At 54.2% G+C, this 25772-nt stretch carries 23 protein-coding genes and 1 riboswitch; of the genes, 15 read left to right on the plus strand and 8 right to left on the minus strand.

Features of this window, described 5'->3' with window-relative positions:
- Positions 1 to 7: 7 nt before the first annotated feature.
- A complete protein-coding gene (locus A4S02_RS07260) occupies positions 8 to 955 on the minus strand; it encodes a tyrosine recombinase XerC (RefSeq protein WP_070323364.1) in 948 nt (315 codons plus the stop codon).
- 83 nt (positions 956 to 1038) lie between these two features.
- Between A4S02_RS07260 and A4S02_RS07265 the strand changes: the two genes are divergently transcribed.
- Entirely contained in the window at positions 1039 to 3309 is a 2271-nt protein-coding gene (locus tag A4S02_RS07265) for a primosomal protein N' (protein WP_070323365.1), read from the plus strand.
- Between the two features lie 30 nt (positions 3310 to 3339).
- On the opposite strand, the gene yajC is transcribed toward A4S02_RS07265, so the two are convergent.
- Entirely contained in the window at positions 3340 to 3705 is a 366-nt protein-coding gene (gene yajC, locus A4S02_RS07270) for a preprotein translocase subunit YajC (protein ID WP_019088221.1), read from the minus strand.
- A gap of 146 nt (positions 3706 to 3851) precedes the next feature.
- On the opposite strand from yajC, the gene A4S02_RS07275 reads away from it, so the two are divergent.
- The gene (locus tag A4S02_RS07275; RefSeq protein ID WP_070323366.1) at positions 3852 to 4721 is read left to right on the plus strand and encodes an ATP-binding protein; all 870 of its coding nucleotides are present in this window, start codon (positions 3852 to 3854) and stop codon (positions 4719 to 4721) included.
- A gap of 54 nt (positions 4722 to 4775) precedes the next feature.
- Here A4S02_RS07275 and A4S02_RS07280 read toward each other — a convergent pair whose 3' ends face one another.
- Complete coding sequence (locus A4S02_RS07280; protein WP_070323367.1) at positions 4776 to 5996, minus strand: RNA-guided endonuclease InsQ/TnpB family protein; 1221 nt, start codon at positions 5994 to 5996, stop codon at positions 4776 to 4778.
- 22 nt (positions 5997 to 6018) lie between these two features.
- On the opposite strand from A4S02_RS07280, the gene tnpA reads away from it, so the two are divergent.
- The 3 genes from tnpA (at position 6019) to mutT (ending at position 8705) form a co-directional block, all read left to right on the plus strand.
- Entirely contained in the window at positions 6019 to 6432 is a 414-nt protein-coding gene (gene tnpA, locus A4S02_RS07285) for an IS200/IS605 family transposase (protein WP_070323368.1), read from the plus strand.
- 169 nt (positions 6433 to 6601) lie between these two features.
- Complete coding sequence (locus A4S02_RS07290) at positions 6602 to 7720, plus strand: aromatic ring-hydroxylating oxygenase subunit alpha (protein ID WP_082246780.1); 1119 nt, start codon at positions 6602 to 6604, stop codon at positions 7718 to 7720.
- Positions 7713 to 8705, plus strand: coding sequence for an 8-oxo-dGTP diphosphatase MutT (gene mutT, locus A4S02_RS16340; RefSeq protein WP_070323369.1), 993 nt, complete (start codon positions 7713 to 7715; stop codon positions 8703 to 8705). The genes A4S02_RS07290 and mutT overlap by 8 nt, the downstream gene beginning before the upstream one ends.
- Before the next feature lie 45 nt (positions 8706 to 8750).
- Here mutT and A4S02_RS07300 read toward each other — a convergent pair whose 3' ends face one another.
- Entirely contained in the window at positions 8751 to 10250 is a 1500-nt protein-coding gene (locus A4S02_RS07300) for a mannose-1-phosphate guanylyltransferase/mannose-6-phosphate isomerase (protein ID WP_082246781.1), read from the minus strand.
- Between the two features lie 94 nt (positions 10251 to 10344).
- Positions 10345 to 10424: riboswitch (SAM riboswitch) on the plus strand.
- A gap of 110 nt (positions 10425 to 10534) precedes the next feature.
- Here A4S02_RS07300 and metZ point away from each other — a divergent pair.
- From metZ to folE, 3 genes are all read left to right on the plus strand, one after another.
- A complete protein-coding gene (metZ, locus tag A4S02_RS07305; protein ID WP_070323371.1) occupies positions 10535 to 11743 on the plus strand; it encodes an O-succinylhomoserine sulfhydrylase in 1209 nt (402 codons plus the stop codon).
- A gap of 119 nt (positions 11744 to 11862) precedes the next feature.
- A complete protein-coding gene (gene apaG, locus A4S02_RS07310; protein WP_070323372.1) occupies positions 11863 to 12333 on the plus strand; it encodes a Co2+/Mg2+ efflux protein ApaG in 471 nt (156 codons plus the stop codon).
- Between the two features lie 39 nt (positions 12334 to 12372).
- Positions 12373 to 12984, plus strand: coding sequence for a GTP cyclohydrolase I FolE (gene folE, locus A4S02_RS07315; protein ID WP_019088211.1), 612 nt, complete (start codon positions 12373 to 12375; stop codon positions 12982 to 12984).
- Positions 12985 to 13039: 55 nt separating this feature from the next.
- On the opposite strand, the gene A4S02_RS07320 is transcribed toward folE, so the two are convergent.
- Positions 13040 to 13618 (minus strand): DJ-1/PfpI family protein, encoded by a 579-nt coding sequence (locus A4S02_RS07320; protein ID WP_070323373.1) that lies wholly within the window; start codon positions 13616 to 13618, stop codon positions 13040 to 13042.
- Positions 13611 to 14249 carry a molybdenum cofactor biosynthesis protein B gene (gene moaB, locus A4S02_RS07325; RefSeq protein ID WP_185303282.1) on the minus strand — a complete coding sequence of 213 codons (639 nt, stop codon included), beginning with the start codon at positions 14247 to 14249 and terminating at the stop codon, positions 13611 to 13613. The genes A4S02_RS07320 and moaB overlap by 8 nt, the downstream gene beginning before the upstream one ends.
- 134 nt (positions 14250 to 14383) lie before the next feature.
- On the opposite strand from moaB, the gene A4S02_RS07330 reads away from it, so the two are divergent.
- The gene (locus A4S02_RS07330; protein WP_070323375.1) at positions 14384 to 15850 is read left to right on the plus strand and encodes a carbohydrate porin; all 1467 of its coding nucleotides are present in this window, start codon (positions 14384 to 14386) and stop codon (positions 15848 to 15850) included.
- On the opposite strand, the gene A4S02_RS07335 is transcribed toward A4S02_RS07330, so the two are convergent.
- Both A4S02_RS07335 and A4S02_RS07340 read right to left on the minus strand, forming a co-directional pair.
- The gene (locus A4S02_RS07335; RefSeq protein WP_070323376.1) at positions 15834 to 18539 is read right to left on the minus strand and encodes an AAA family ATPase; all 2706 of its coding nucleotides are present in this window, start codon (positions 18537 to 18539) and stop codon (positions 15834 to 15836) included. The two genes, A4S02_RS07330 and A4S02_RS07335, sit on opposite strands and share 17 nt — an antisense overlap.
- Positions 18536 to 19684 carry a metallophosphoesterase family protein gene (locus A4S02_RS07340; protein ID WP_070323377.1) on the minus strand — a complete coding sequence of 383 codons (1149 nt, stop codon included), beginning with the start codon at positions 19682 to 19684 and terminating at the stop codon, positions 18536 to 18538. The genes A4S02_RS07335 and A4S02_RS07340 overlap by 4 nt, the downstream gene beginning before the upstream one ends.
- A gap of 314 nt (positions 19685 to 19998) precedes the next feature.
- Here A4S02_RS07340 and A4S02_RS07345 point away from each other — a divergent pair, with 314 nt between their 5' ends.
- From A4S02_RS07345 to A4S02_RS07370, 6 genes are all read left to right on the plus strand, one after another.
- Entirely contained in the window at positions 19999 to 22083 is a 2085-nt protein-coding gene (locus tag A4S02_RS07345) for an FUSC family protein (RefSeq protein ID WP_070323378.1), read from the plus strand.
- A 1-nt stretch (position 22084) separates the two neighbouring features.
- Positions 22085 to 22285: a DUF1656 domain-containing protein gene (locus tag A4S02_RS07350; RefSeq protein ID WP_003624554.1), complete on the plus strand. Its 201-nt coding sequence runs from the start codon at positions 22085 to 22087 to the stop codon at positions 22283 to 22285.
- A gap of 15 nt (positions 22286 to 22300) precedes the next feature.
- Positions 22301 to 23263, plus strand: coding sequence for an efflux RND transporter periplasmic adaptor subunit (locus tag A4S02_RS07355; RefSeq protein WP_019088204.1), 963 nt, complete (start codon positions 22301 to 22303; stop codon positions 23261 to 23263).
- A gap of 41 nt (positions 23264 to 23304) precedes the next feature.
- On the plus strand, positions 23305 to 24069 hold the full coding sequence (locus A4S02_RS07360) for a hypothetical protein (RefSeq protein ID WP_070323379.1): 765 nt from the start codon (positions 23305 to 23307) through the stop codon (positions 24067 to 24069).
- A 102-nt stretch (positions 24070 to 24171) separates the two neighbouring features.
- Positions 24172 to 24408: a DUF3297 family protein gene (locus tag A4S02_RS07365; RefSeq protein ID WP_003624557.1), complete on the plus strand. Its 237-nt coding sequence runs from the start codon at positions 24172 to 24174 to the stop codon at positions 24406 to 24408.
- 101 nt (positions 24409 to 24509) lie between these two features.
- Entirely contained in the window at positions 24510 to 25769 is a 1260-nt protein-coding gene (locus A4S02_RS07370; protein WP_070323380.1) for an NAD(P)/FAD-dependent oxidoreductase, read from the plus strand.
- Positions 25770 to 25772 lie beyond the last annotated feature (3 nt).

The following is a 25772-nucleotide window of genomic DNA, read 5'->3' on the forward strand; positions in this document are numbered from 1 at the left end:
TCTGGCCTCATTGTGCACGCGGATGCGCCCGCGTCCAGACATCCAGCAAGCGGGCCTCATCTGCCAGTGTGTAACGCTGTGTGGTGGAGAGGCTGGCATGGCCCAACAACTCCTGAATAACGCGCAAATCTGCCCCACCTTCCATCAGATGGGTTGCAAAAGAATGGCGTAGCGCGTGGGGTGTTACATAATCTGGCAAGCCAGAAAGATGCCGCCATTCCCGCATGGCTTTCTGGGCAATAGCAGGTTGGAGGCGCTTGCCCCTTATTCCTACAAACAAAGGGGCATCTGGGGTTGGAGCTGGATGGCGTGTGCGCCACGCTTCCAGCGCCTGCTGCACAACGGGCAGCACCGGCACAAGACGTTCCTTGCCGCCTTTGCCCAATATACGCAGTACATTGCTGCTGCGCATAACATCCAGATCGGCAATATTCAGGTTCAAAGCTTCAGAAATACGCAAACCGCACCCATATAAAAGCAGAAACAACGCGGCATTTCGCTGCTGTTCCATGGGGGTTTGCGCCAGATCAGAAATATCTTCCGGGGCTGCCAAAGCCTGATCTTTAGCCAAAGGGCGTGGTAGAGGCTTTTTGGTGCGCGGTGTGCTGAGTAACTGAATGGCCGGGTTTTCTACCCCCTGCCTGCGCGCCAGATATTTGAAGAAAGACCTTACAGCAGAAACACGGCGTGCACGTGTGCGGGTGGCCTGATCTGATGAGGTTTTGCGGGCTGTTGGTTTGCTGGCCTCGGCCTGCTCATAAGCCAACCATGCACGAAAATCCCGCAGGCTTATTAAGCCCAAGCCGATCATATCCGGCAGGCCATCCAGATGCGTGATCATAAACCCTAAAAAACGGGCTAGATCGCCTTGATAGGCCTCAATTGTCAGGGGAGATGCCTGTTTTTCCACAGCCATCCACTCCAGAAATTTCTGAACAGCTTCTTCAGCAGTCATGATCTTCCTCTGTCGGGCAGAAAGCTTGATGCGCTTTTTCTCCCCTGTTCTTTCCTTGTGGGCAGCATTACAACCAAATCCTGATGGCGCAGAAACCCTTCCCCAATATACCTATGCAGGATTCTGGCAACTTAACGGCCAGTGCTTGCAGCACCACACGCATTTCCGTGCTGCTGCCTATGCCTTTTGCCGGGCCTTTTGATTACCGCGCGCCAGCAGATATGGATTTGCAACCCGGTGATATTGTTGTCGTCCCACTGGGTAAGCGGCAGGAAACCGGCGTGGTATGGGATGCAACATCTTCACTTCCCGCCGATCTGGCCCCACCAGTCACAGAAAAAAAGGTGGATGCAGCGCGCCTGCGCCCTGTAGTCTGCCGGCTTGATCTGCCACCTTTATCAGCAGAACTGCGCCAGTTCATAGATTGGGTGGCCGCCTACACGCTTACCCCTCCAGGTATGGTGCTGGCCATGACTCTGCGGCTCCATATGCGCGCAGCCCCTACCCCCACAATGGGATGGGCCTTGGCAGAAAACCCTGATCTGAACGCTCTGCGCCTTACCCCTGCACGCCAAAAGGTGCTGGACCTTCTGGCGGATGGCAACCACCGCACCACGACAGATATTACCAATGCCACAGGTGTAAGTGCTGGCGTGGTAAAGGAACTTGCCAATGCAGGCGTGCTGCGTCCTGTTTCCCTTGGGCCAGAGCGCCCATTTGGCCAACCCGATGCCCACTATAACCCGCCTGTGCTGGAAGGTGAGCAGCAAAGTGCCGCAGTAGCTCTACGCCAGACTGTTACGGAAAATCGTTTTTCCGTAACCCTGCTGGAAGGGGTAACCGGCTCTGGCAAAACAGAAATCTATCTGGAAGCCATTGCTGCCTGTCTGGAACAGGGCAAACAAGCCCTTATTCTTCTGCCCGAAATTGCACTTTCCGCCCAATGGATGGAACGTTTCTCCCGCCGTTTTGGCGTACAGCCCGCTGTATGGCACTCCGAAATCGGGCAGCGTGCCCGCAGGCTTACGTGGCTTGGGGCAGCTGATGGTTCTGCCTCTGTAATTGTTGGGGCCCGCTCTGCCCTGTTTCTACCCTTCCATAATCTCGGCCTGATTATTGTGGATGAAGAACACGAAGCCCTGTTCAAGCAGGAAGAAGGCGTGATCTACAATGCGCGAGATATGGCCGTGGTGCGTGGGCAGCTGGCGCGTTTTCCTGTGGTTGTGGTTTCCGCCACACCCAGCTTGGAAACACTAGCAAACGTAGAGGCTGGCCGGTATCGACATCTTGTTCTACCCACCCGGCACGGAGGGGCAGAACTGCCGGAACCCCGCGTGCTGGATTTGCGCGATCATCCCCCACCTAGGGGGCTTTTTCTCTCCCCCGAACTGGTGGAGGATATTGGTGCCACGCTGGAACGGCAGGAACAGGTTATGCTGTTTCTCAACCGGCGCGGCTATGCTCCCCTGACACTTTGCCGATCCTGCGGGCACCGTATGGAGTGCCCGCATTGCACGGCGTGGCTGGTGGAACACCGCAACCGCAAGGTGCTCTCCTGCCACTATTGCGATCACACAGAACCCATGCCCCCCGCCTGCCCGCAATGCGGATCAGACCACAGCCTGACCGCCATAGGCCCGGGTATTGAACGCATTACGGAAGAAGCACGGCAACTCTTCCCCGATGCCCGCTTGCTGGTGATGTCCAGCGATACACTTGGTGGCCCCGCCGCCACAGCGGAAGCTGTTGCCAAAATCTCGCGCCGGGAAGTGGACCTGATTATCGGTACGCAGATTGTTGCCAAAGGGTGGCACTTTCCGCACCTCACGCTTGTAGGTGTGGTCGATGCAGACCTCGGGCTTGGCGGGGCAGACCTGCGGGCTGGGGAACGTACCATCCAGCTTTTGCATCAGGTAGCAGGCCGTGCAGGCCGTGCGTCCTCCCCCGGGCTGGTTATTCTGCAAAGCTATGCCCCTGAACATCCGGTAATGCAGGCGCTGCTTTCGGGGGATTTTGATGCCTTCATGCAGCAGGAGGCCGCACAGCGTAAACCGGGGTTCTGGCCCCCTTACGGACGGTTAGCTGCTTTAATTGTAAGTGCAGATACACCTGTTGCCGCAGATGAAGCCGCCGCCCAACTGGGCCGCACTGCCCCTTATGGAGAGGGCATACAAGTACTTGGCCCTGCCCCAGCCCCGCTGGCCGTATTACGCGGGCGGCACCGCAGGCGGTTGCTGCTGCGCACGCACCGGAATATTGCGGTGCAACCTATCCTGCGCCGTTGGCTGGGCATGGTAAATCTGGCCAGAAACGCCAAAGTGGACGTAGATATAGACCCCGTTTCCTTTCTCTGACGTTTCTGAACGCTGAGCCTGAAAAAAAACTTACTTTTTTGCAGTCGCTGTATCGTTGGCGGGCTTGGCGGTGCTGGTCAGCACTGTGGAAATTGTGCCACGCAGCACCATAACACGCACGTTTGGTGCAATTTCCACTTCCACTTCTTCCGAATCATCCTTGGAACGCTGCACAATACCTACAACGCCACCTGCTGTTACAATACGGTCTCCCCGGCGGAGGGATTTTAGCTCTGCCTTAAGCTGCTTCTGCTGTTTTTGCTGGGGACGGATCAGCAAAAAATACATAATCGCAAAAACGGCCACAAACGGCAGGAAGGACATCAGGCTAGAGCCCCCACCGGCACCTCCAGCACTCTGGGCGTAGGCGGCGGGAATAAGGAAATTGGACATCAAGCAGACTTTCCTGAAAGGCGTGTTGCGAAAACAGAGAAAGTGACCATAATTTTCAATCCCCGTGCGTCAAGCACCTGCGCGGATGAAAACGCCCTACGCCCGTAATTTTATAACCAATATCGGCGACAAACAGGATTGATACCCCGATGGATACACCGACACTCCCTGTTCTGGAACGCATTGCCTCCGCTCTGGAGCGGCTTTCTCCTCCACCAGCCACGCTGGAAGGTGTAGATACCGCCGATGCCTTTGTCTGGCTGCCAGAACGCGGGCGCCTGCTGCCTATTCCGTATGTTGCACACGTACCGGTTGATCTGCTGCGCGGGGTGGATCTGCAACGCAAGATCCTGATTGAAAACACAGAGCACTTTGCACGTGGCCTGCCCGCCAACAACGCCATGCTCTGGGGTGCTCGCGGCATGGGCAAATCCTCATTGGCAAAAGGCGCACATGCCTTGGCCAATCAGGTTGCTGGCAAACCATGCACCCCCGGTAAAGGTGCTATCGCCCTGATTGAAATTCAGCGTGAAGATCTGGCAACCCTGCCCCTGCTGCTCAGCCTGCTGCGCGAAAACCCGCGCCGCTTTATTCTGTTCTGCGATGATCTGTCCTTTGAAAAGGAAGACCGGGATTACAAAGCCCTGAAATCCGTTCTGGATGGTGGTATTGCCGGGCGGCCAGAAAATGTTCTGTTCTACGCCACATCCAACCGCCGCCATCTGATGCCGCGCGACATGATTGAAAATGAACGCGCAACTGCCATTAGTCCCTCCGAAGCAACAGAAGAAAAAGTCTCGCTTTCAGACCGATTTGGCCTGTGGCTTGGTTTTTATACTTGTGAACAGGATACGTTTGCAGACATGGTGCGAAGCTACGCGCGTGCACGTAACTTAACCATTGCTGACGAGGACCTGATGGCCCGCGCCAATGAGTGGGCGATTACACGCGGAAGCCGCTCCGGACGTGTGGCTTTCCAGTTTATTGAGGACCTGACGGCAGAGCTGGCAGAACATTAATTTCTCTGACCTGCTCACCGGCCTGAAGGCCGATGGTTCCGGTATGGGCATGCATTAAACTGCCCTCCTGGTGCTTCCTGCTTCAATGGGCCGCCTGACGCGGTATCCCTCTACAGGCTTCAACGGGCAGTCCGCCCACCGTAGGATGTTCTTTGCGGCGTTGATATCCGCGTTTTCAGTGTGTCCGCAGGCAGTGCAGATAAAACGTGCCTGACTGGCCCTATTTGCCGGGTCCACACTTCCACAGACTGAGCAGGTCTGGCTGGTGTAGGCGGCTGGCACCTCAATGAGCCTACCACCCCGGTCCGCCAGCTTGTATCCCAGCAGAGTGCGGAACATTCGCCAGCCTTGATCGAGAATACTACGGTTGAGCCCGGCTTTCTGCCGGACATTGCGGCCCGACTCTTCAACCGAGCCTTTAGCGGATGCGGACATGCTCCGCACCTGCAATGCCTCCACAACAACCGTGCCGTGGTTCTTGGCGATGGTCGTGCTGAGTTTGTGGAGGAAATCCTTGCGAGCATTGGCCACTTTGGCATGCAGGATCCGCACGCGCCGCACGGCCTTGCGCCGGTTGGCGCTGCCCTTCTTTTTGCGGGAGACGGTCCGTTGTGCCTTGCGAAGCGTGCGCAGGGCCTTCCTGCCAAAGTCTCCCGGCGCGATGGTCTCTCCGCTGCTTGTGGCGGCGAAAACGGCCACGCCCATGTCGATCCCGACCGCAGGCAGAATCGAGGGCGCAGGTTCCTCGACCTCGCGCTCCCACTGGACGGATGCGAACCACTGCCCGGATCGTCGGGAGATCGTGATGTTGCGGATTACACCAGGCAAATCATACCAACCCCGGAAAGCCACCCATCCGAGTTTTGGAAGTTTAATGCGACCTACCTTCTTCCCTGTTCGTTCGACACGTAGCGACGTGGGATCAGGAAAACGGAAACTGTCGTGCAGGCCCTTGCGATGGAGTGACGGATAGCCAGAGCGCCCGGAGAAGAAATTTTGATAGGCCCGGTCGAGATCGCGCAACGCCTGTTGCAGCGGGTGGATTGGCGCTTCGCGCAACCAGTCCACATCCCGGCGCAGATCAGTGAGTTCACGACATTGCCCGGCAAACGAAATTGATTTGCCGGTTCTATCCTTATGGCGCTGCCACCAATCCCGCCTCTGTTCCAGCGCGAGATTGTAGACTGCGCGGCAAGCACCTGCGATTCGGGCCAGCGTAAGCCCCTGCTCCGCGTCTGGATAGAGCCGGTAGATGTTGGCCTTGCGCTGGATCATCGTTAAAAGATAACATCAGTCTATGGCTGATGACAACGACTATAGGCGTGGAAGACACTGTGTTTTTACACTTCATGCCCATTTGGTCTTCGTGACAAAATATCGCCGCCGTGTCTTCACCGCCGCGATCCTGAAGGATATGCAAACTGTCTTCGAAAAAGTCTGCACAGACTTCGAAACCCATCTGGTGGAATTCGACGGGGAGGATGATCACGTGCATCTTCTCGTGTACTATCCGCCCAAGGTGGCTTTGTCGGTTCTCGTGAACAGCCTCAAAGGGGTCTCAAGCCGCAGGTTGCGGCAGATGCATCCAACGCTTACTCGCCGCTATTGGCGCGAGGTTCTCTGGTCGCCCAGTTATTTTGCAGCGTCCTGTGAAGGTGCCCCGCTCTCTATCATCCGACAGTATATCGAACAGCAGAGAACACCTAACTGAATGGTCGGAACGGCCCTATCTCCGGCCTAAACGTCGGAGCTCGCGATCCTAAAAAACGAGCCAGCCATGCGCTCCCGTCTTGCTTCTTGCGTCACGATGCGTTGAGATAGCATTCGCAACAGCGGCATCAAAACGGCGCCGCACAGTATTCTTTGTGATTTGAGGCGAAATGGATCAGACCGCTCAGGCCGATTCCTCCACCCAAGAACTGGCTGTTGAAGCCAGAAAGGGTAAAATAGATCTGCGGCGTGTCAGATCCAACCCGGACTACTGGTACCCTGTTGCTTGGTCTCGGGAGCTTAAGTCCGGCAAAACCATTGGCACGCGCTATGCCGGCACGCCTATTGCCTTGGTGCGCCCGGATGCTGGCCCCGTGTTTGCGCTGGAAGATCGCTGCGCCCACCGGCAGGTGCCGCTCAGCAAAGGCACGGTGGAAGGTGCCTCTGTTAAATGCTGCTATCACGGTTGGGCTTATGGCCGATCTGGCCGATGCATTGATGTGCCCTACCTGGGCAAGGGCAAACTTCCTAACGGCGTACGCACCTTCCCCTGCCGGGAACAGAACGGCATGATCTTTGTTTTCCCCGGTGACCCGGAAAAAGCAGACACCGTGCCCCTGCCCGCACATCTGGCCCGTGCCAGCAACCCGGCCTACAAAACCCGTTACTTTGGCACCACCATTGGGTGCCATTACAGCTTCATGCATGAAAACCTGATGGATATGAATCATCAGTTCATGCACTCCAAACAGATGGGGCAGATGAAGCCGCGCTTTTTGGGCCAGAAGCGTGAGCCAAAGCTGGTGGAAGCCCGCTACAGCTTTGCCCGTACCAGCGGCAAACAGCCTTTTGGTGAAGCCCTGATTTTTGGTGAACGCCGCGATTCTTCGGAAAAATTCCAGCATCGCGATGTCATGACCATTCGTACAGAATATCCGTATCAAACCCTGCGTATCCAGACCGGAGATGAAGACCCGGTAATGGATTTGTGGATTGTTTATGTGCCGCAAAGTGCGGATGAACTCACCAACCGCACCTTTGGCCTGCTTTCCGTTAAGCGGCCCAAAATTGGTAGTTTGCTGGATATTGCATGGCCTTTCCTTGTGGCCTTTACCAACCGCATTTTTGCCGAAGACCGCGAAATTGTGGAACTGGAGCAGAATGCGTGGCGCGAACTGGGAGGTGACCATAACGTAGAAGTTTTTCCCGTTATCAACGCCTTGCGTGAGCTTCTAACCGAATGCGGCATTCCCCCAGAACCAGCGCAGACGCCTCAACCCAATGCCTGATACCGCCCCGACCGAACTGGAAGCCCCGCCCTATCACCTGCGCCCTCTTTGTGCGCAGGATGCCCCTGCTCTCCACCATCTGGTGAATGATTGGGAGGTAGTGCGGATGCTCAGCCGCCTGCCTTTTCCCTACCCACGGGAACTGGCGGATAGCTGGATAGCTTCCACACAGCAGATGCAGCAAAAAGGAGAAGGCTATCATTTTGCCATTCTGGATAAGAATGGCACTTTTATTGGCTGCATTGGCTTAGGCATTCAAACTCCTGCCAATTCTGCGCGCATTGGGGTGCTAGGATATTGGATTGGCCGCCCCTACTGGGGGCAAGGCATTGCCACGTGCGCTGCCGAACGCGTAACCAGTTGGGCGCTGGCGTATCTGGAAATTTCCAGTATCCGCGCAAATGTGGCGGTAGATAATATTGCCTCTGCCCGCGTGCTGGAACATGTTGGTTTTCAGCAAATCGGAACAGACAAACAAGTTTTTGCTTCACGCGGGAGCGAACAGCCTATGCTGGTTTTTGAAACCACGCGCAACATGCAGGATGCACGCCGCGCATCAGCATCGGCTCCCGCATCATCTGCCCCAAAAAAGCTGGTTCTGGTTTCCGCCGCGGCACTCATTGATACACAAGGCCACATTTTGCTCGCCCGCCGCCCAGAAGGGAAAAGCATGGCAGGCTTATGGGAATTTCCGGGTGGCAAAATAGAAGCTGGAGAAACACCAGAAGCCGCTTTGATGCGTGAATTGCATGAAGAACTGGGGCTTGATATGTCCCGCGCCTGTTTGGCACCGTTTACCTTTGCATCCCATTCTTACCCCACATTTAATCTGCTGATGCCGCTTTATGTCTGTCGGCGCTGGCAAGGCACGCCTGTCCCCAAGGAAGGGCAAAAACTGGCGTGGGTTGCCCCGCAGGATCTGCGCAAATACCCCATGCCCGAAGCAGATCTGCCGTTTATTCCGCTGCTTCAGGCATTGCTTTAAAGTATTCGGGAGCAGATTTGACCTTTTATAGGCCGCTTGTTATGCCTACTCTCGGCTATACAAATCCTGCACACGCACAATATCGTCTTCCCCCAAATAAGGGCCAGACTGCACTTCTATAAGGGTAAGCGGGATACGGCCGGGATTTTCCAACCGGTGCAGCATACCAACCGGCAGATAAACGCTTTCATTCTCCCGCACGAGAATTTCATCATTTCCACGGGTTACAAGCGCTGTGCCTTCCACCACCACCCAGTGCTCTGAACGATGGAAATGTTTTTGCAAAGAAAGCTTCTGCGCCGGGTTCACGACAATGCGCTTAACCTGAAAACGGTCTCCCTGCGTTAAGCCCTCATAAAATCCCCATGGTCTATATGTGCGGGCATGGTGTGTTGCCTCTATACGCCCTTCTGCCTTCAGGCGTTGGACAATGTTTTTAATATCCTGTGCCCGATCCTTATGGGCAACCATTACGGCATCCTGTGTCACCACAATGGTTAGATTTTCAACACCCAGCGCAACAGTCAGGGTGCCATCTGTGCGAATGTAGGAATCATGCACATCTTCCAGCATCACGTTGCCATAAACTGCGTTGGCGTTTTGGTCCTTCGCGCTCAATTCCCATAAGGAATCCCAGCTTCCGATATCGGACCACCCAAAATCAGCAGGCACCACAGCCGCTTTATCCGTGCGTTCTGCCACTGCATAATCAACTGAAATATCAGGAGACTTTTTAAAACTCTCTACATCCAGACGTTCAAAATCCATGTCTGTCTGACGTTTTTCTACAGCTTGACGCACGCATTCATATAATTCGGGCTCGTATTTTTGGAGTTCGTGTAAAAACGTACTGGCACGCGCAACAAACATGCCCGAATTCCACAAATACTTGCCGCTTTCCAAAAACCGATGCGCTGTTTGCACATCCGGTTTTTCAACAAACCGGGCTACGCGGCATACACCAGAAAGGCCCGGCAGTAGTGCGCCTTCCTCTATATATCCGTACCCTGTTTCCGGGCGGGAGGGCTTCATACCAAATGTAACAACGTATCCGGCCTGGGCTGCCTGAACAGCACTTTCCAATGCCTTATACAAACGCTGCGTATTCGTTATGGCGGCATCTGCGGCCATAACCCATAATACGGCATCCGGGTCTTTTTCCGCTGCCACAAAAGCAGCTGCCGCAATGGCCGGGGCAGAATTACGGCCCACAGGTTCCAGTACAATGCGCGCATCCTGCACACCTACATCGCGCAACTGTTCCGCTATAATAAAACGATGTTCTGCATTGCAGATCACAACCGGGCCGCACAGTTTGGCTGCCACGCCACGCAGGGCCGTTTCCTGCAACAGGGTTTTTTCTGTTAGCAACGGCCAGAACTGCTTGGGGTAGCTCCCGCGTGAAACAGGCCACAGGCGGCTGCCAGAACCGCCAGAAAGAATAACGGGCACAACCTCCTGCGCATTGGCTACATGAACAGAAGTGGCTGTTTCTTTCTTACCGGACATGCATAAATCCATCAGATTTTTGAAATATTCGTCCAAGTTAAATCACCGCAAGCCTGTTTTGTGAAGGCTGCATGCACAGAACTTGACGATAGCCAATATCCGGGCTTACCCTGCTTGCCAGCAAGGTGTTGAGCCCTGCCCTCGTGATTTGTAAGGCCGGCTTGCGGCGAGGTAAAAGAAACGCGCTAAAGAGGCTCTGACACGGCATTTGGCCGGCTGTCATGGTTTCCACGGTCAATTTAAGAGATTGAGCTGCTCTGGCAGGCACATGGGCCTGTCTGCTGCTTGGTCTGACACGCCAGAACCGGATACAAAGACCCATGAGTGACAACAAGATTGCATTTTCTGAAGCGTGGCGCCCTGCAACCCGTCAGCTCCATGCTGGTGTGGAACGCACGGAATATGGTGAAACCAGTGAAGCCGTGTTTCTGACCTCCGGCTTTGTTTATGACAACGCTGAACAAGCCGCCCGCACCTTCCGCGGTGAGGAAGAACACTATCAGTACAGCCGCTTTGGCAACCCCACGGTTGCTGCGCTGGAACGCCGGCTGGCTGATCTGGAAGGTGCAGAAGCCTGTGTGGCAACTGCTACGGGCATGGGTGCAGTCTCCTCCGCCCTGCTCAGCCACGTTAAAGCCGGAGATCGGGTTGTTGCCTCCCGCGCACTGTTTGGCTCCTGCCACTGGATTGTTGCCAACCTTCTGCCCCGTTATGGCGTAGAAACCGTTTTTGTAGATGGCTGTAATCTGGACGAATGGGCAAAAGCACTTTCCCAACCTACAGCCGCCGTGCTGCTGGAAAGCCCATCCAACCCCATGCTTGATATTCTGGATATCAAGGCCATTTCAGACCTTGCCCACAAGGCTGGCGCGATTGTGGTGGTGGATAACGTCTTTGCGTCCCCTGTGTTCCAGAAGCCTCTCCAGTTGGGTGCGGATGTTGTTGTCTATTCCTGCACCAAGCACATTGATGGCCAAGGCCGCGTGCTGGGCGGGGCCGTGCTGGGCCGCAAAGACTGGATTACGGAAACGCTTCAACCTTTCACCCGCAATACGGGCAACGCGCTTTCACCTTTCAACGCATGGGTGATGCTCAAGGGGCTGGAAACACTTTCTCTGCGCGTTAACGCCATGGCAGCCAACGCCGCAGCTGTGGCCGATTATCTGGCATCTGCCCCCGGTATTGTAAGCGTGCGCTATCCGGGCCGGGCAGACCACCCGCAATATGAACTGGCCAAACGCCAGATGAGCGGCAGCGGAAGCCTGATTGCCTTTGAGGTAAAGGGCGGCCAGAAAGGCGCGTTTGCATTCATAGATGCCCTGAAGCTGATTGCTATTTCCAATAACCTTGGGGATGCACGCTCTTTGGTGACACATCCTGCCACAACCACCCATTCCAAGGTGAGCGCAGAAGACCGCGCAGTTCTGGGCATTACGGATGGCGCCATTCGCTTTTCCGTCGGGCTGGAAGACAGTGCAGATCTGATAGATGATCTGGCCCGTGGTGTTGCGGCCCTTCAGGCTATCTAAACAACACCTGCATTGTCCCTCCCCTCCGCCATAACAGGATCGGGAGGGACAATGCTTGGCATAACAGATGGGTTCGTGATAGGTGCAAGCACCATCCCGTACCACAAACAGGATATTCCATGCCCGACTGGGCCACTTCTCCCCTTTTGCAAGATCCAGAAGAAGCCATGAACGAGCTATTTTCCTCACTGCCCGTCTATGAGGCCGTTACGGAGAATGTGCGCGTGCAAGTGCAGGTGTTCTGGCTGCCAGACCAATCCGAACCGGATGAGCAGTCCTACTGCTGGGCCTATCGTATCCGCATTGGCAATGATGGCACCCAACCTGTGCAGCTTCTGGAACGTACGTGGCACATTACGGATACAGCCGGGCACACAGAATATGTACACGGTTCTGGCGTAGTGGGAGAACTGCCGGTTATTCAACCCGGTGCGCTTTATGAATATACCTCCGGGGCATCCCTTACCACGCCGGGCGGATTTATGAGCGGACACTACCTGATGCAGGATAAAAGCAGCGGCAGACGGTTTGATGCCAGCATTCCTGCTTTCAGCTTGGATAGCCCCTTTCTGCTCCGCCAGATCCACTAATCCGCCCCATCATATCCCTATCTTTTTCTGGAGTGTGGCATGAGCGTGCCTCCGTCTGATACATCTAAGCGCCCAACACAAGCAGAAGCAGAACAGGCTGTGCGCACCCTGCTGCGCTGGGCTGGCGATAATCCGGACCGTGAAGGCCTACACGATACCCCTGCCCGTGTTGCCCGCGCTTACACCGATTTTTTCTGTGGGTATGAGATTGATCCCGCAGCCCTGTTGCGCCGCACCTTTTCCGAAGTGGAAGGGTATGATGAAATTGTGCTGCTGCGCGATATCCGCTTTGAAAGCCATTGCGAACACCATCTGGCCCCCATTATCGGGCGCGCACATGTCGCTTACCTGCCACGCCAGCGCGTTGTAGGCATTTCCAAATTGGCACGTGTGGTAGATGCCTATGCCAAGCGCCTGCAAATTCAGGAACGGCTTACGGCCCAGATTGCCAATACCATCAATGATGAGTTGGAACCCCACGGGGTTGCCGTTATTATTGAATCTTCCCACGAATGCATGACAACACGCGGCGTGCATAAGCCCGGTGTTTCCATGGTGACCAGCACCATGCTGGGCGTTTTTCGGGAAAATTCAGATACACGGCGCGAACTGATGGCAATGCTCAACCGCCCTGCCGCCTGCGAATTCTAAAAGAAAAACCTCTCTCCCATCCAGTTTATGATGGGAGAGAAAAAGCCTTTGAGCCTTAGATGCTCACATTTGCCCCCAGCACCTTAAGGAACTGAGCCAGCCACGCTGGATGTGCTGGCCATGCTGGGGCTGTTACCAGCTCACCATCTGTTACGGCTTCTGTGACCGGAATATCAGCATAAGTGCCGCCAGCCAGCTCCACATCTGGGCGGCAGGCTGGATAAGCCGAAACTTCACGCCCCTTAATAATACCCGCAGCAGCCAGAAGCTGTGCCCCGTGGCAAATTGAGGCAATTGGCCTATCGGCAAATGCTTTTACAATTTCCAACACCCGCGCATTCAGGCGCAGATATTCAGGCGCGCGCCCACCGGGAATAATCAGCCCCAGATACTCATCGGTATCAATGGCATCAAAATCTGCATTCAGCACAAACGCATGGCCGGGCTTTTCGCTATATGTCTGCGCGCCTTCAAAATCATGAATAGCCGTCAGCACCTTATCGCCCGCTTTTTTGCCGGGGCAGATCACGTCCACCTTATACCCCACCATAAGCAGGGCCTGATAAGGCACCATGATTTCATAGTCTTCTACGTAATCACCTGCCAACATCAGTAGTTTGACATCATCAGTCATGATGACCATTCCCTTTCAAGCCTTCGCGCAAACGCGGCATTAACTCCACAAAGTTACAGGGCCGGTGGCGGCTATCAAGCTGGAAGACCAGAATATCATCCCACCCATCCTTCACCGCCCCAGTAGAACCCGGCAGCGCAAACAGATACGTGCCACCCGCCACACCTGCCAACGCACGAGACTGAATGGTGGATGTGCCGATCTTGCGATAAGATAGCATACGGAACAGCTCACCAAATCCTTCAATGTGTTTTTCCAGCACGCTTTCAAAAGCTTCTGGCGTAACATCACGGCCAGTTACGCCTGTGCCACCGTTTGTAATAACAACATCCACCTGCGGATCAGTAATCCACTTGCGCAGTTGTGCTGCTATCTTGTCTGCATCGTCCGAGATAATGGCCCGATCAGCCAGAACATGGCCCGCACCTTCCAGCCGCGCAACAAGCGCTGCGCCAGAGGTATCTGTTTCCAGCGTGCGCGAATCCGAAACGGTAAGCACAGCAATACGAACAGGAAGAAACGGCAGGTTGGTATCGATTTTAGACATTGAGAGAATCTTATCTCCATAATTCTGATGCAGAACTGCACCATATGGCCGTAATAATGGCCTATTTTTATATAAAAAATCCATTAAACTGCACAACAGCGACTACAATCGCATAAAAAATGCTTTAGAAAACGGGAACCGCAGTATCCCGAAACCCAAGGCCACACTTTTTTCTGCTGAAATATGAGGTGGTCGAAAGAAATAAAAATTAAGGGAACATGATTAAACGCCTTCACCTCCATTTTCCTTTTCGCGCCTTATGGCCGACCTGCCTGCTTGTTCTATCTCTTTTCGTTGTTTTACCTGCGCACGCACAGTTGCTGACAGGTGGAAACAGCGCCGTAGGCCTCTGGCCCAGCTTGCAGGTGGATAATGAAGCCGATCAGGTTGAAGATCCTGGCCCCTTTTTTTCTGCACCGTATGGCAAGGATCATTTCTTTGGAAACTGGTGGGGCGCACAGCCTTGGCTGCTGAGCCACGGCATCCATATCCTGGCAGACGTGCATGAAGAACTTGCAGGCAACTTTCGCGGTGGCCGCAGGAAAGGCGTGGATAATGCCGGACAGGTGGGTGTTGAACTGGATGTGGACTGGGGCAAGCTGACCAATGCCGACATCATGAAAGGGTTCTGGACCCACATGATGGTGGTGAACGGGCATGGCCGTAACCTGAGCACAGATTACATTGGGGATTCACTGGGCGGCGTGCAGCAGATTTATGGCGCACGTGGTAACGTGGTGGCCCATCTTGTTTACCTGTATGGTGAACACGCTTTTCTGCACAATCATGTAGATATCAGCGCGGGCTGGATTCCGGTTGGCAGCTTTTTTGCCGCTTCACCACTGTTTTGTATGTACATGAACGTTGCCATGTGCGGGAACCCGGCCCCCACCAAATACACAGAAGGCGCACGAGACTGGCCATCCGGTAACCTCGGTTTTGTTGCCCGTGTTATGCCCACAAAACAAGCCTATATTATGGCTGGCCTGTTTGCTGTTTCCCCGCACGCGTATAACGGCGGTATTTCTGGCTGGGCATGGGCGCAGGATGGCTTGGGTAAGTTCTCATCCCCGGTGGAAATTGGTTGGCTTCCTTCCTTTGGGCGCAATCATCTGGTGGGCCACTACAAGGCTGGGTTTGGCTACGACAACTCCAAATACAAAAACCTGCTAAACGACGTAAACGGCAATGCATGGGTGCAGACAGGCGCACAGCCGCAATACGAGGCAGGCCGTGCAAGCGCGTGGTTTATGGCTGACCAGATGCTGATGCGGAATGGGGATGGCCCCACCAATGGCCTGATCGCTCTGGCGGGTTGGATGTGGTCTGATGGTAAAACCACCGCCATGTCTCACCACGTATGGGCCGGCATGACAGAAACCGGTGCCGCATGGGGCCGCCCGAATGATAGCGTTGGCGCCATGTTCCAGTGGATGACCATGAGCCGCGCCTCTGTTCTGCAGCAGGAAGCTGCATTAGCTGCTGGCGTGCCCTTCCCCGATAACCAGTGGGGCAAGGTATGGGGCATTCAGACCCACGAAAACATCTACGAAGTGTTTTACAACGCACATGTTGCCAATGGCATGTCTTTGCAGCCGGACTTCCAGTATATCAACCGTCCGGGCGGCTCCACCGTGTTCCATGATGCCGCCGTGATGGCGCTTCAGTTTAACGTGGTGATGTAAAACTTTCTTGCGGGCGCAGGCTTAACATCCTGCCCCGCAATGGCGCGAACAGTTGCGCATGGCACGTAAAAATAAGAATCTGAAAGCGCGTAGCGGCTTCTGCCAGCACATCAAACAAACGTTCCAGCCGCATTGGATCTGCAAAAGTAAGTGCATCATCCAGCACCAGAATGGCCGGCACACCGCGCCCATGCAGCATTTCAGCAAAGCCCAGACGCACCAGAACAGCTATCTGCTCGCGCGTACCATCAGAAAGATCTACCACATCTTCGCGCTGATTGCGTGAAAGGGCAGCCACCCCGAAATCTGCATCCATTTCCAGTTCAGCACCGGGAAACAATGCTGAAAATGCGGGCTGCATGGTTTTTACCAGTGGCCCCATATAGCGCGCTGTTTGCTCTTGCTCTGCCTTGCTTAAAACCTGATCAAGCAAAACAAGGGCAGACCTATCCCGCGTGCAGGCAGCCACTTCCATATTCAGGCGCTGCTGAAGCCGATCTGCCTCCGCTATACGTTCATCCAGCCCTTCACCTTCTGCGCCACGCACGCGGGTTTCGCGCTCACGTATATCTTCACGCAGGCGGGCTATGGTTTCTCCATCTGTTTTCTGGGCCTGTTCGCGCCGCTGAATGCCGCTTTCCACCACAGCCAAAGGCCGTTCTTTTTGGCGTGCGTGCTCACAATGCTCCACGGCTGCCTGTGCAGCGTCCTGCTCCTGCTGGCATAGCTGCTTACGTTGGGCCAGTGTCGCATCTGGCTCACGCTCCTGCCAAAGTGCCAACTCTCGCTGCACACGGGCCAGCCCGGCTTCCTGCTGCTGTTGGGCTGCATTGGCTTTATCCAATGCAGCTTTGGCCGTTATAAACACCTGTTGCGTATCGCGCTCTTTTTCTCTGGCGCGCTCTACTGCTACTGCTGCTTCCTGCTCTTGCTGTACGGCTTCCTCTGGCAGGCAGTTGAGGGCACACTCATCAACACTTCCGATCTGACTAGCCAGATTTTGCGCCAAGGTTTGTTTTTTCTGTGTGTAAGCGGCTTCTTCTCTGGCCAGATCATGCCGCAATTCCAGCAAAACCTGATCGGGGTTTGCGCCCTTTTTATTGGGCACCGTGGCGGCAAAAACGGCCTTGGCTTCCTTAAGCTGACGCTCTGCCAAACAGCGCTTTTCATACTGTTGTTCGGCATCTTCTACATTCAGGCATCCAGCCTGTTGCAAAAGATCGGTTAATGCGGCTTGAGCTGTCTGTAACGCCTGCTGCAATTCAACCGTATCCCCGCCAACAGAAGGGGCAATAATAAACCGGCCGATGCCTTCTATCTGAAGTTCTGCAGGAGCATGTAACAGGCTTTTACCCGATGCGCAGGCTTTGCCATTTAACACAACACGCTGCTGCGCTTGTGGTAGCAAATCCATTTCCAACACAGTTGCCTGCGCTTGCAACTGTTGCTCCAGCGTTGCCACTTTTTGGGCTGCCTTACGCAGGCGCTGAATTTTGGCTTCATCCATAGGCAACGCATCAAACGCTGCCTGTGCCTGCTCTATTTGGGCAAAGCTTTCTTGCACATGCTTTAAGTTTTCACGCTGGCGTAAAAGCGCTGCTTCCATATGCTGCACTTCGCGCTGCTGCATGACATGATGCAAAACAGCACGCCGCACCTGATGCTGCTGCACGGCCTTCTGGCATTCAGCCTGTGCAGCCTGATACCGCAGATTGGCAGCTTTTTCGTGCTCTGCCAGTTCTGCAAGTTCTTGCGTACTGGCTGCAATCAACTGCTCCAGCCGGGCGCATTCGGCCCGGTATTCTTTCCGCCGTTCCTCTTCATCCCGAATATTCTGGAACTGCTGCACCGCTGCGGCTTTTCTGGCTTGAGCAGCTTTTTCTTCTGCATCCAAATTGCGCAGGCGGTCACGCTCTTCACGCAGCTTATGCAGTTCCTGCTCTTCCTGCTTTTGCCGTTCTGGGTTTTCCTGCTCACGCAACATGCGGCGAGTTTGCTCAAGCAGAACCATATCTTCTTCCAGCGCAGTACGTTTGGCGTGAAGATGTTTCAGATTTTCCGCAGCTTGGGCCTGATCATCCAGAAGTTGCTTATAACGCCCTGTCGGTCTGCCGGTCGCGGCTGTTTGCAACTGCCCCAACCGCGCCTTTACACGTTCCAGCAACGCCCCCGCAGCGGCAATGCCTGTTACTTCCTGAACACCTTGTTCCAAACAGTTCTGAATACTGGAACGGCCTGCATTATTAAGAATGGGGGCAGCAAAACTTTCCCCTTGGCGCACCAAAAGAGCGTTCCACAAACCCGTTGCTTCGCTTTTGCCGTTTTTCTCCAGCTCTAGCAGAGCATTCAGGTGTTCTTCTGCTGTGTCTCCATCAAAACGCTCTTGCCCCAGCTCAAGACGCGCAAAGGCGCCCTTCATGAAGCGTTTTTCTAACCAACAGGGCTTACCGCTCCATTCAAATCCTACACCAATATGGGGTGCACCGCCGCCATAAGGCTGCATGTCTTTTACGGGTTGAGCTTTAGAGCCATGACGCAAGGTTAACGCAGCACGCAGGGCCATCAGCAAAGTGGATTTACCAGCCTCATTCGGGGCAGCCAGCACATTCAGCCCTTTGCCCAAACCTTCCAGACGCACTGGAGAAGCAAACCGGCGCACACATTCAAGCTGGATATCTGTCAGAATCATGCTGCGGCACCTTCCACTTCATGCCAGAACAGGAACAGCCTTTGCAGGGCCTCTCTTGCTACAGCACCTTCCTCACCTCCTCGCTCAACCATCTGCAACAGTTCTTGGGCTGCTACCTTTACGGTTGCTGAAGCATCAAGCCGCTCCAGATCCTGTGCCCCTGCTGCCAGTTGAGGTGCGCCAGTTATGCGCAAACACGCCACAGCACTTTGTAAGCGCGTGTGAATAACGCTTTCGTATTTACGCAAATCATCCACACCCAACAGGCCAGAAACTTCCAGCCATGCCATAACAACACTGGGGTTATCCGGGTTTATGCCTCTTACGCGGGCTTCCAATGCTTCAATATCTTCACCGTTAGTCAGCACAATGTCTTCCAACTTACGCCAGATATACTTGCCCGTGCGGTGCCGGGAGATAACAGGCTGCGCACATGGACCATCCACTGTTACCACCAGTGTTTCCCCACCGCCTGCGCCACCCGTTACAAAGCGGTCTGTTTCCGGGGTGCCAGAATAACAGGTGCGGGCATCAATCTGGCAAAAGCCATGCCAGTCCCCCAACCCCAGATAGGCAAGCCCGGCCTGTTTGGCCCGATCCAGCGCAATAGGGTTGTGCTCGGCCTCTTGTCCATTGCTAAACCCCACAACAGACCCATGCGCCAACCCAATGCGCAAAGCATCTGGCGGTGTCACCTCATCATTCATGTAATCTGTTAAATCAGAAAGCGTATGGCGGCGCTTGAGCACGGCAGGCAACAGCCACGTATTATGTGCTTTATCTATCTGCACTGCTTGCGGGCATGTATGCAGATGCACGTTATCCGGCACAGCATCTTCACGCCTTAAACGCGCCCACACACCCTCTGGCGAATCTGCATCGTGGTTGCCGGGGATAAGATGCCACTGCACATCGGGGAACTGCCGCATCCGCTCCATGGGCTGATGCAATGTGCGTCTTTCTGGCGTTTCATGTTCATAAATATCACCCGCCACCAGCACGCAGGTTGCACCTTCCTGCCGGGCCAAAGCACCAATGTTGCGCACAACATCTACACGTGCGGCCTGTAGCGCGCCCAAGGTATCATCATCTGCAAAACTAAATGTCTTGCCGATCTGCCAGTCTGATGTGTGGATAAATTTCATGAACTCTGGCGCACTCCATCACGCAACTGGCAGAAAAAATTTCACTTTTCCATGACATACCCAGATCGTGAGCAGCCATCTCTTAACCTCACTTCATCTTATCTTATCATTAGGTTAGATATAATTCACACCCTCGCCATCTGGCCTGACCCGCGTTAAGCGCAACCCCCCTCATCACTCATGGCATCACGCCAAAGATTATATTTTATTTTAAGAAGCATGCTGATACTGCGAGATTCGCTTAAACCCGCCCTGTCTGGCCGGAAATGGCATGCCCCCTAATGTGAAGCAAAGAGGTTAAAGACAGCACAGACATGACAACAGAAACACCGGCAGCATTCCGTATGGGATCTTGGAAGACATTGTTTCTTCCCCTGTCACGCAGCATCTTCGCACATGGCTGGTTTCTGTTTTGTCTGCGCACGTGGCTGTCTGCTGTTCTGGCACTTGCCACGGCTTTCTGGCTCCAGCTTTCTTCCCCCGGTTCTGCTGCTGTTACGGTTATGATTTTGGCGCAGCCCACACGTGGGCAGGTGCTTTCCAAAGCACTTTACCGGCTGGCTGGCACAATTATCGGGGCGTTTGTCGCTCTTTTTCTGACAGCCTGCTTTAATCAAGAACGCGGGGTTTTTCTGGGCGGCGTGGCGCTGTGGCTCACCCTATGCACCATTATGGGCACACTAGAGCGAGACTTCCGTGCCTATGCGGCCATGCTTTCTGGCTACACTGTAGCCATTGTGGGCATTAGCTGTATTGATAACCCGGCTTCCATCTTTGATGTCACTGTTAACCGTGTGTCCGCCATTGTGGTTGGTATTGCAGCCACCGCTGCCATTAACGATGTGTTTGGCTCCCCCACCGCGTTTGAAAAACTGGCAGCCAACTTACGTCGCACAGGCGAAATGGTGCAACGCATTGCGCGTGATGCCGTAGCCGGCCACGGTGTGCCGGATGACATGACATGCGCTGGTTTGGCGGGGGAAATTATTGCCCTGACATCTCAGGTTTCATTCGCCAAAACCGAGCTTGCTGATGCCAAGCTGCGCCTTGCGGGTGCACGCTCTGCCATGGTGGCGCTACTGGAAATGCTCACCTGTAGCCGTGCCATTGCCAATGTGCTGCGCCGGGGCAACATCTCCGGCCCCATACTTAAGCACATCCGCACATCATTTGGTGATGGCACCCCAGTAGAATCTCCCCTTCAGGCTGTGCATGATCTGGAAGATCTGGCTAAGGAAGCCCACGCAGAGGAAGCCTCGCTTGGACCAACACTGGATGAAGCATGGTTGATCGAACGCTCCATGGCGCTTCTGTCTGATGCACGTTGGGCCGCAGATGGCATAGATGCGCTCCAGCATGGGCAACGTGCCCGCACACAAGCACCAGAACTCAAGATCGATCAGCATCATGATGTTATTGCAGCCCTACTTAACGGCTTGCGCACCCTGATTGGGTTTTCTGTTGCAGCCGGGCTTTGTATTATCTCGGATATCCCTGCTACCTATAGCGCGCTTTCTCAGGTCGCCATTATTCTCACTTTGGCTGCTACCACTTATAATGCGCGCGGTTTTGGCATGGGGGCCCTTATTGGCACACCATTGGCAATTGCTGTGGCTGCGGTGCTAAACTTTGGGGTATTACCCCACGGCGCAGACATGCCTTTTCTGGCAATGGCTATTCTTCCAATTATCTTTGGAGGGTGCCTGCTGTTAATGAACCCTAAAACAGCGACTATTGGGTTTAACGCGGGCGTTTTCTTCTTTGTTATTCTGGGTGTGGCCAACCAGCAAAACTACGAACCCTCAGCGTTTATAGACCGCAACGTGCTGTACCTATTTGCAGCTATTATCATCTTTATCTCACTGGTGTTGTTGCTACCACCTTCTGCTACGGGTAGGCGCTTTAGGGTTGGTATTACCATTGGGCACGATTTGCTGCTCCAGTTTGAAGGACATGGTGAACAAGCCGGTTCTGCCCTGATCAGCCGCCATTATGATCGGCTGTGCCGCATTCTGGAGTGGAACCGCTACCTCCCCAACAATAAGGCAAAACAGCGCGTTTTCTCGCGCCTTGCCAGTCTGGATGAATTGAACGTGGAATTGGCACGTGCACGCCGCCATCTGCAACGTGCCGCCACCATTCCTGCAATCCGGCTGGATGCGGAATCTGCCTACCGCGCCACCATTATCTACAATGTGGATTCAGCGCTTTACCGCATGAAGCGCAAGGCACGCGTTTTGCTGGATCATTCCATCAACCTGCCACATGGCCAGATGGCAACGGCTCTTGCTGCCGTATCCGCCATGGTTGGCGCCATACATCTGCTGGAACATAACCGTTCCGCTTTGCATCTGTACGATCTTATCCCTGTGCCAGATCAGCAATGGAAGGCCCGCTAACATGGAATTACGCCCTGTTCTGGACATAGGCGGGCTGCTTGTTTCGTCCTTTGTTGTCCATGCCGGATTGGCTATTGCCACCCTGCTGGCTCTTAACCCGGTTCTATCCAAAGTACGTGCCCGCCGCGTGGTATGGAACCTGCCTCTGGCTGAATTTGGCATTTTGATATGCCTTATCGGCCTTTACACTATTTTGTTGTGAAAGGGCTTTCCGACCGTGTTTGAGCGCGCACGCCGCGTCCTGCAGTTTATCACAACGGGGACCATTCTTGCCATTGCAGCCGTTGTTTGCTTCGTACTGTGGGATTACTACACAGCCGCCCCCTGGACCCGAAACGGACAAGTACGTGTACAGGTTGCAGATATTGCCCCACGTGTTTCAGGCCAGATTATTGCTGTGCGCGTGCGGGATAACCAGTTCGTGCACGCTGGGGACATTCTGTACGAAATTGATCCGTTTGACTTTAAGGTGGCGCTGGCAACAGCAACGGCTATGGTTAACCAGCGCAAAGCGGATATGGCGCTGAAAGACACGCAGGAATTCCGGCGTGACAAGCTGACAGATGCTGCTGCCTCCCGCGAAGAAAAGCAGGTTTATCAAGCCACGGCAGACATTGCCAAAGCTGCTTATGCGCAGGCATTGGCAAATCTTTCCCAAGCAAAAATCAACCTTGATCGTACATATGTGCGCAGCACGGTAACAGGCTATGTCAATAACCTCATCATGCGTGTGGGTGATTATGCAACTGCTGGCAAATCCAATGTTGAGGTAATTGATGCCTCATCCTACTGGGTGGATGGATATTTTGAGGAAACCAAAATCCGCTCCATTCATGTTGGGGACCGCGTGCGGCTAGACCTTATGGGGTATCGTGAACCCATGTGGGGCCATGTTGTTAGTCTTACGCGTGGCATTGCAACGGCCAACGCGGCAACCGCAACGCAAGGCCTGCCATCTGTTGATCCTGTTTATACTTGGGTGCGTCTGGCGCAGCGTATTCCTGTACGTGTGCAGATAGATAGCATTCCTCCCGGCACCCAGTTGGCCGCTGGCATGACCAGCACCGTGACTGTTGTGGGCAGCAAAGGCAAACGCGCACATGATACACTCACTGAAGCATTGGATCGTATGCACGATGCCTTAATGGGTGGCACAGGTGGCAGTGGGCTACGCCATTAAACAGGATAGACGCACCCCTCAGGCACTGGCAGAAAGAAGGCATGCTGTATTCTTTTTTTCGTTCAGAAGTTTGCGCTGCAACGGCTCTCTGCCTGGCAGTTTTTCTACCCTCTATTGCCTGTGGGGCAGAAAAAACCCAAAGCCCAACGCTTAATATTGCAGCGCCTTGCCTGAGCAGCCTACATATTCGTGCTCAAAAAGGCGTAACGCAGCCTGAACCAGAAAATGGCCAATGGCCTGCGGGCATTCAACTAACTACTAACTCAGACGGTAGCCTATCTGTTGCAGGGCAAAGCTGTGGGGCAGATACCAATCTTACGCTCACCACCTCGCCGAATATGCCGCTGGTTATTACCAGCACAGGCAAAGCATCCATTCAGGTGGATGACCGCAAAAGCCCCGTTTTTCTTCAGGCAGGCAGGGGAGCCGTAACACTAGGGCGTGCTGCTGAACTGAACGTTGTGTCTGATTCCACAGGCACTATCAGCATTCCTGTATTGGCGGACTCTGCGCGTTTGCGTTCCACAGTTTCTGCCCCGTTTATGATCGGGAAAGTGCAAGCGCCGGCCCTGGCTGTTTATCTTGGTGGCTCTGCTGCCTTTACAGCCCGGCAAGGCACGCTGGAAGCGTTGGAAATTACATCCAACAGCACAGCAGATGCTGTATTTCATGGTGAAACATCTGTGGCAGCCCTGCATGTTGAAAATGCGGGCAACATTTTGGTGGATAAAGCCACAGGCACCTTGGCTACAGAGCGTGATGGCAAAGGGAAAATTATTGTAACCTCTACCCAAGGCAACCCCTAGCCCGCATTCTGCGCTGTAAATGCGGATCGAGCATGGTCTTTCAATATGAAAGCCCTTAAAAACATCGGTGCACTTTTAACCGATATATCAAGGACTCTCTAAATGTCTGATACCCTGCCCGACCGCCTTTCCGTAAACCCGGAAAGCCCTTTTTATAATGAAGACCTGCTGGCCCGGGGCATTGGCGTGCGCTTTAAGGGCGTAGAAAAAACAAACGTTGAAGAATATTGCATCAGCGAAGGGTGGGTGCGTGTGGCTGTAGGCAAAACGGTAGATCGGCGCGGCAACCCGCTTACCATGAAGCTGAGCGGCCCGGTTGAAGTGTGGGTCAAGGACTGACCTGCCCTCCACACATATCCCAAATACAATTAAATACTTTATTAAATTGTAGATGTTTGGGATAGTGCACCCACGTCAACGTGAGATTCAGGGAGACTTCCATGACTCAAACAGAAAACTCCACAACACCAGATCTACGCTACACTGTTGTTGTCGTGGGTGGTGGATCGGCCGGTATTGCCGTAGCAGCGCGCCTGCTGCGTGAACGCTCCACACTGGATATTGCCATTATCGACCCCGCAACCACCCACGCCTATCAGCCGGGCTGGACACTGGTTGGCGCAGGCGTAATGAAGCTGCGGAGCACGCTGGATCAGGAAGGTGGCGTTATTCCCAAAGGCTGCACATGGCTGCGTGCTGCTGCGGCATCCTTCCAGCCAGATGACAACATGCTTACGCTGGAAGATGGCCGCACCGTTGCTTACAACCGCCTGATTGTTTGCCCCGGCCTCCAGCTTGATTGGAACAAGATTGAAGGCCTGACAGATACGCTGGGCCGTAACGGCGTGTGCAGTAACTATTCCAAAGATACTGTGGAATATACATGGACATGCATTCAGTCCCTTTCCGGCGGCACGGCATTGTTTACCCAGCCGCCTATGCCTATCAAATGCGCTGGTGCGCCGCAGAAAATTGCCTATCTGGCATCTGATTACTGGCGCAAGCAAGGCACGCTTAACCGCACTAATGTAGATTTCTGCATGACGGGTGATGCGCTATTTGGCGTTGGTTACTATCGCCCCGGTTTGCAGGAAGCCGTGGATTATTATGGCATTAACGTACTGTACAAACACACGCTGATTGCCGTAAACGGGCCGGAACACAAGGCAACCTTTGCCGTTACCGGGCCAGATGGCAAAGTTACAAATGTGGTGAAAGAGTTTGACATGCTGCATGTCACCCCACCACAGAGTGCTCCGGACTTCATCAAGAAAAGCCCCTTGGCAAATGAAGGTGGTTGGCTGGATGTAGACCCCAGCACGCTCCAGCACACCAAGTATCCGCTTATCTTTGGTATGGGCGATGTTATCGGCACATCCAACGCCAAAACCATGGCCGCTGCCCGTGCGCAAACCCCTGTGGTGACAGCAAACGTTCTGGCATCCCTGGATGGCAAGCCGCTGACAAGCAGCTACGATGGCTACGGTGCCTGCCCGCTAACCGTTGCCTATGGCAAGATTATTCTGGCTGAGTTCCTGTATGGCGGCAAACCTGCCCCCAGCTTCCCTTACGATCAGCGCAAGCCTAGCCGCTTTGCTTGGTTCCTGAAGACAATCGTATTCCCCCGTGTTTACTGGGATATGATGTTGAAGGGGCGTGATATTGAAATGCCGCACCATCCTGAATGGGTGAAAAAGTAAGCT

The organism is Acetobacter ascendens (assembly GCF_001766235.1).
GTDB classification, from domain to species: Bacteria; Pseudomonadota; Alphaproteobacteria; order Acetobacterales; family Acetobacteraceae; genus Acetobacter; species Acetobacter ascendens.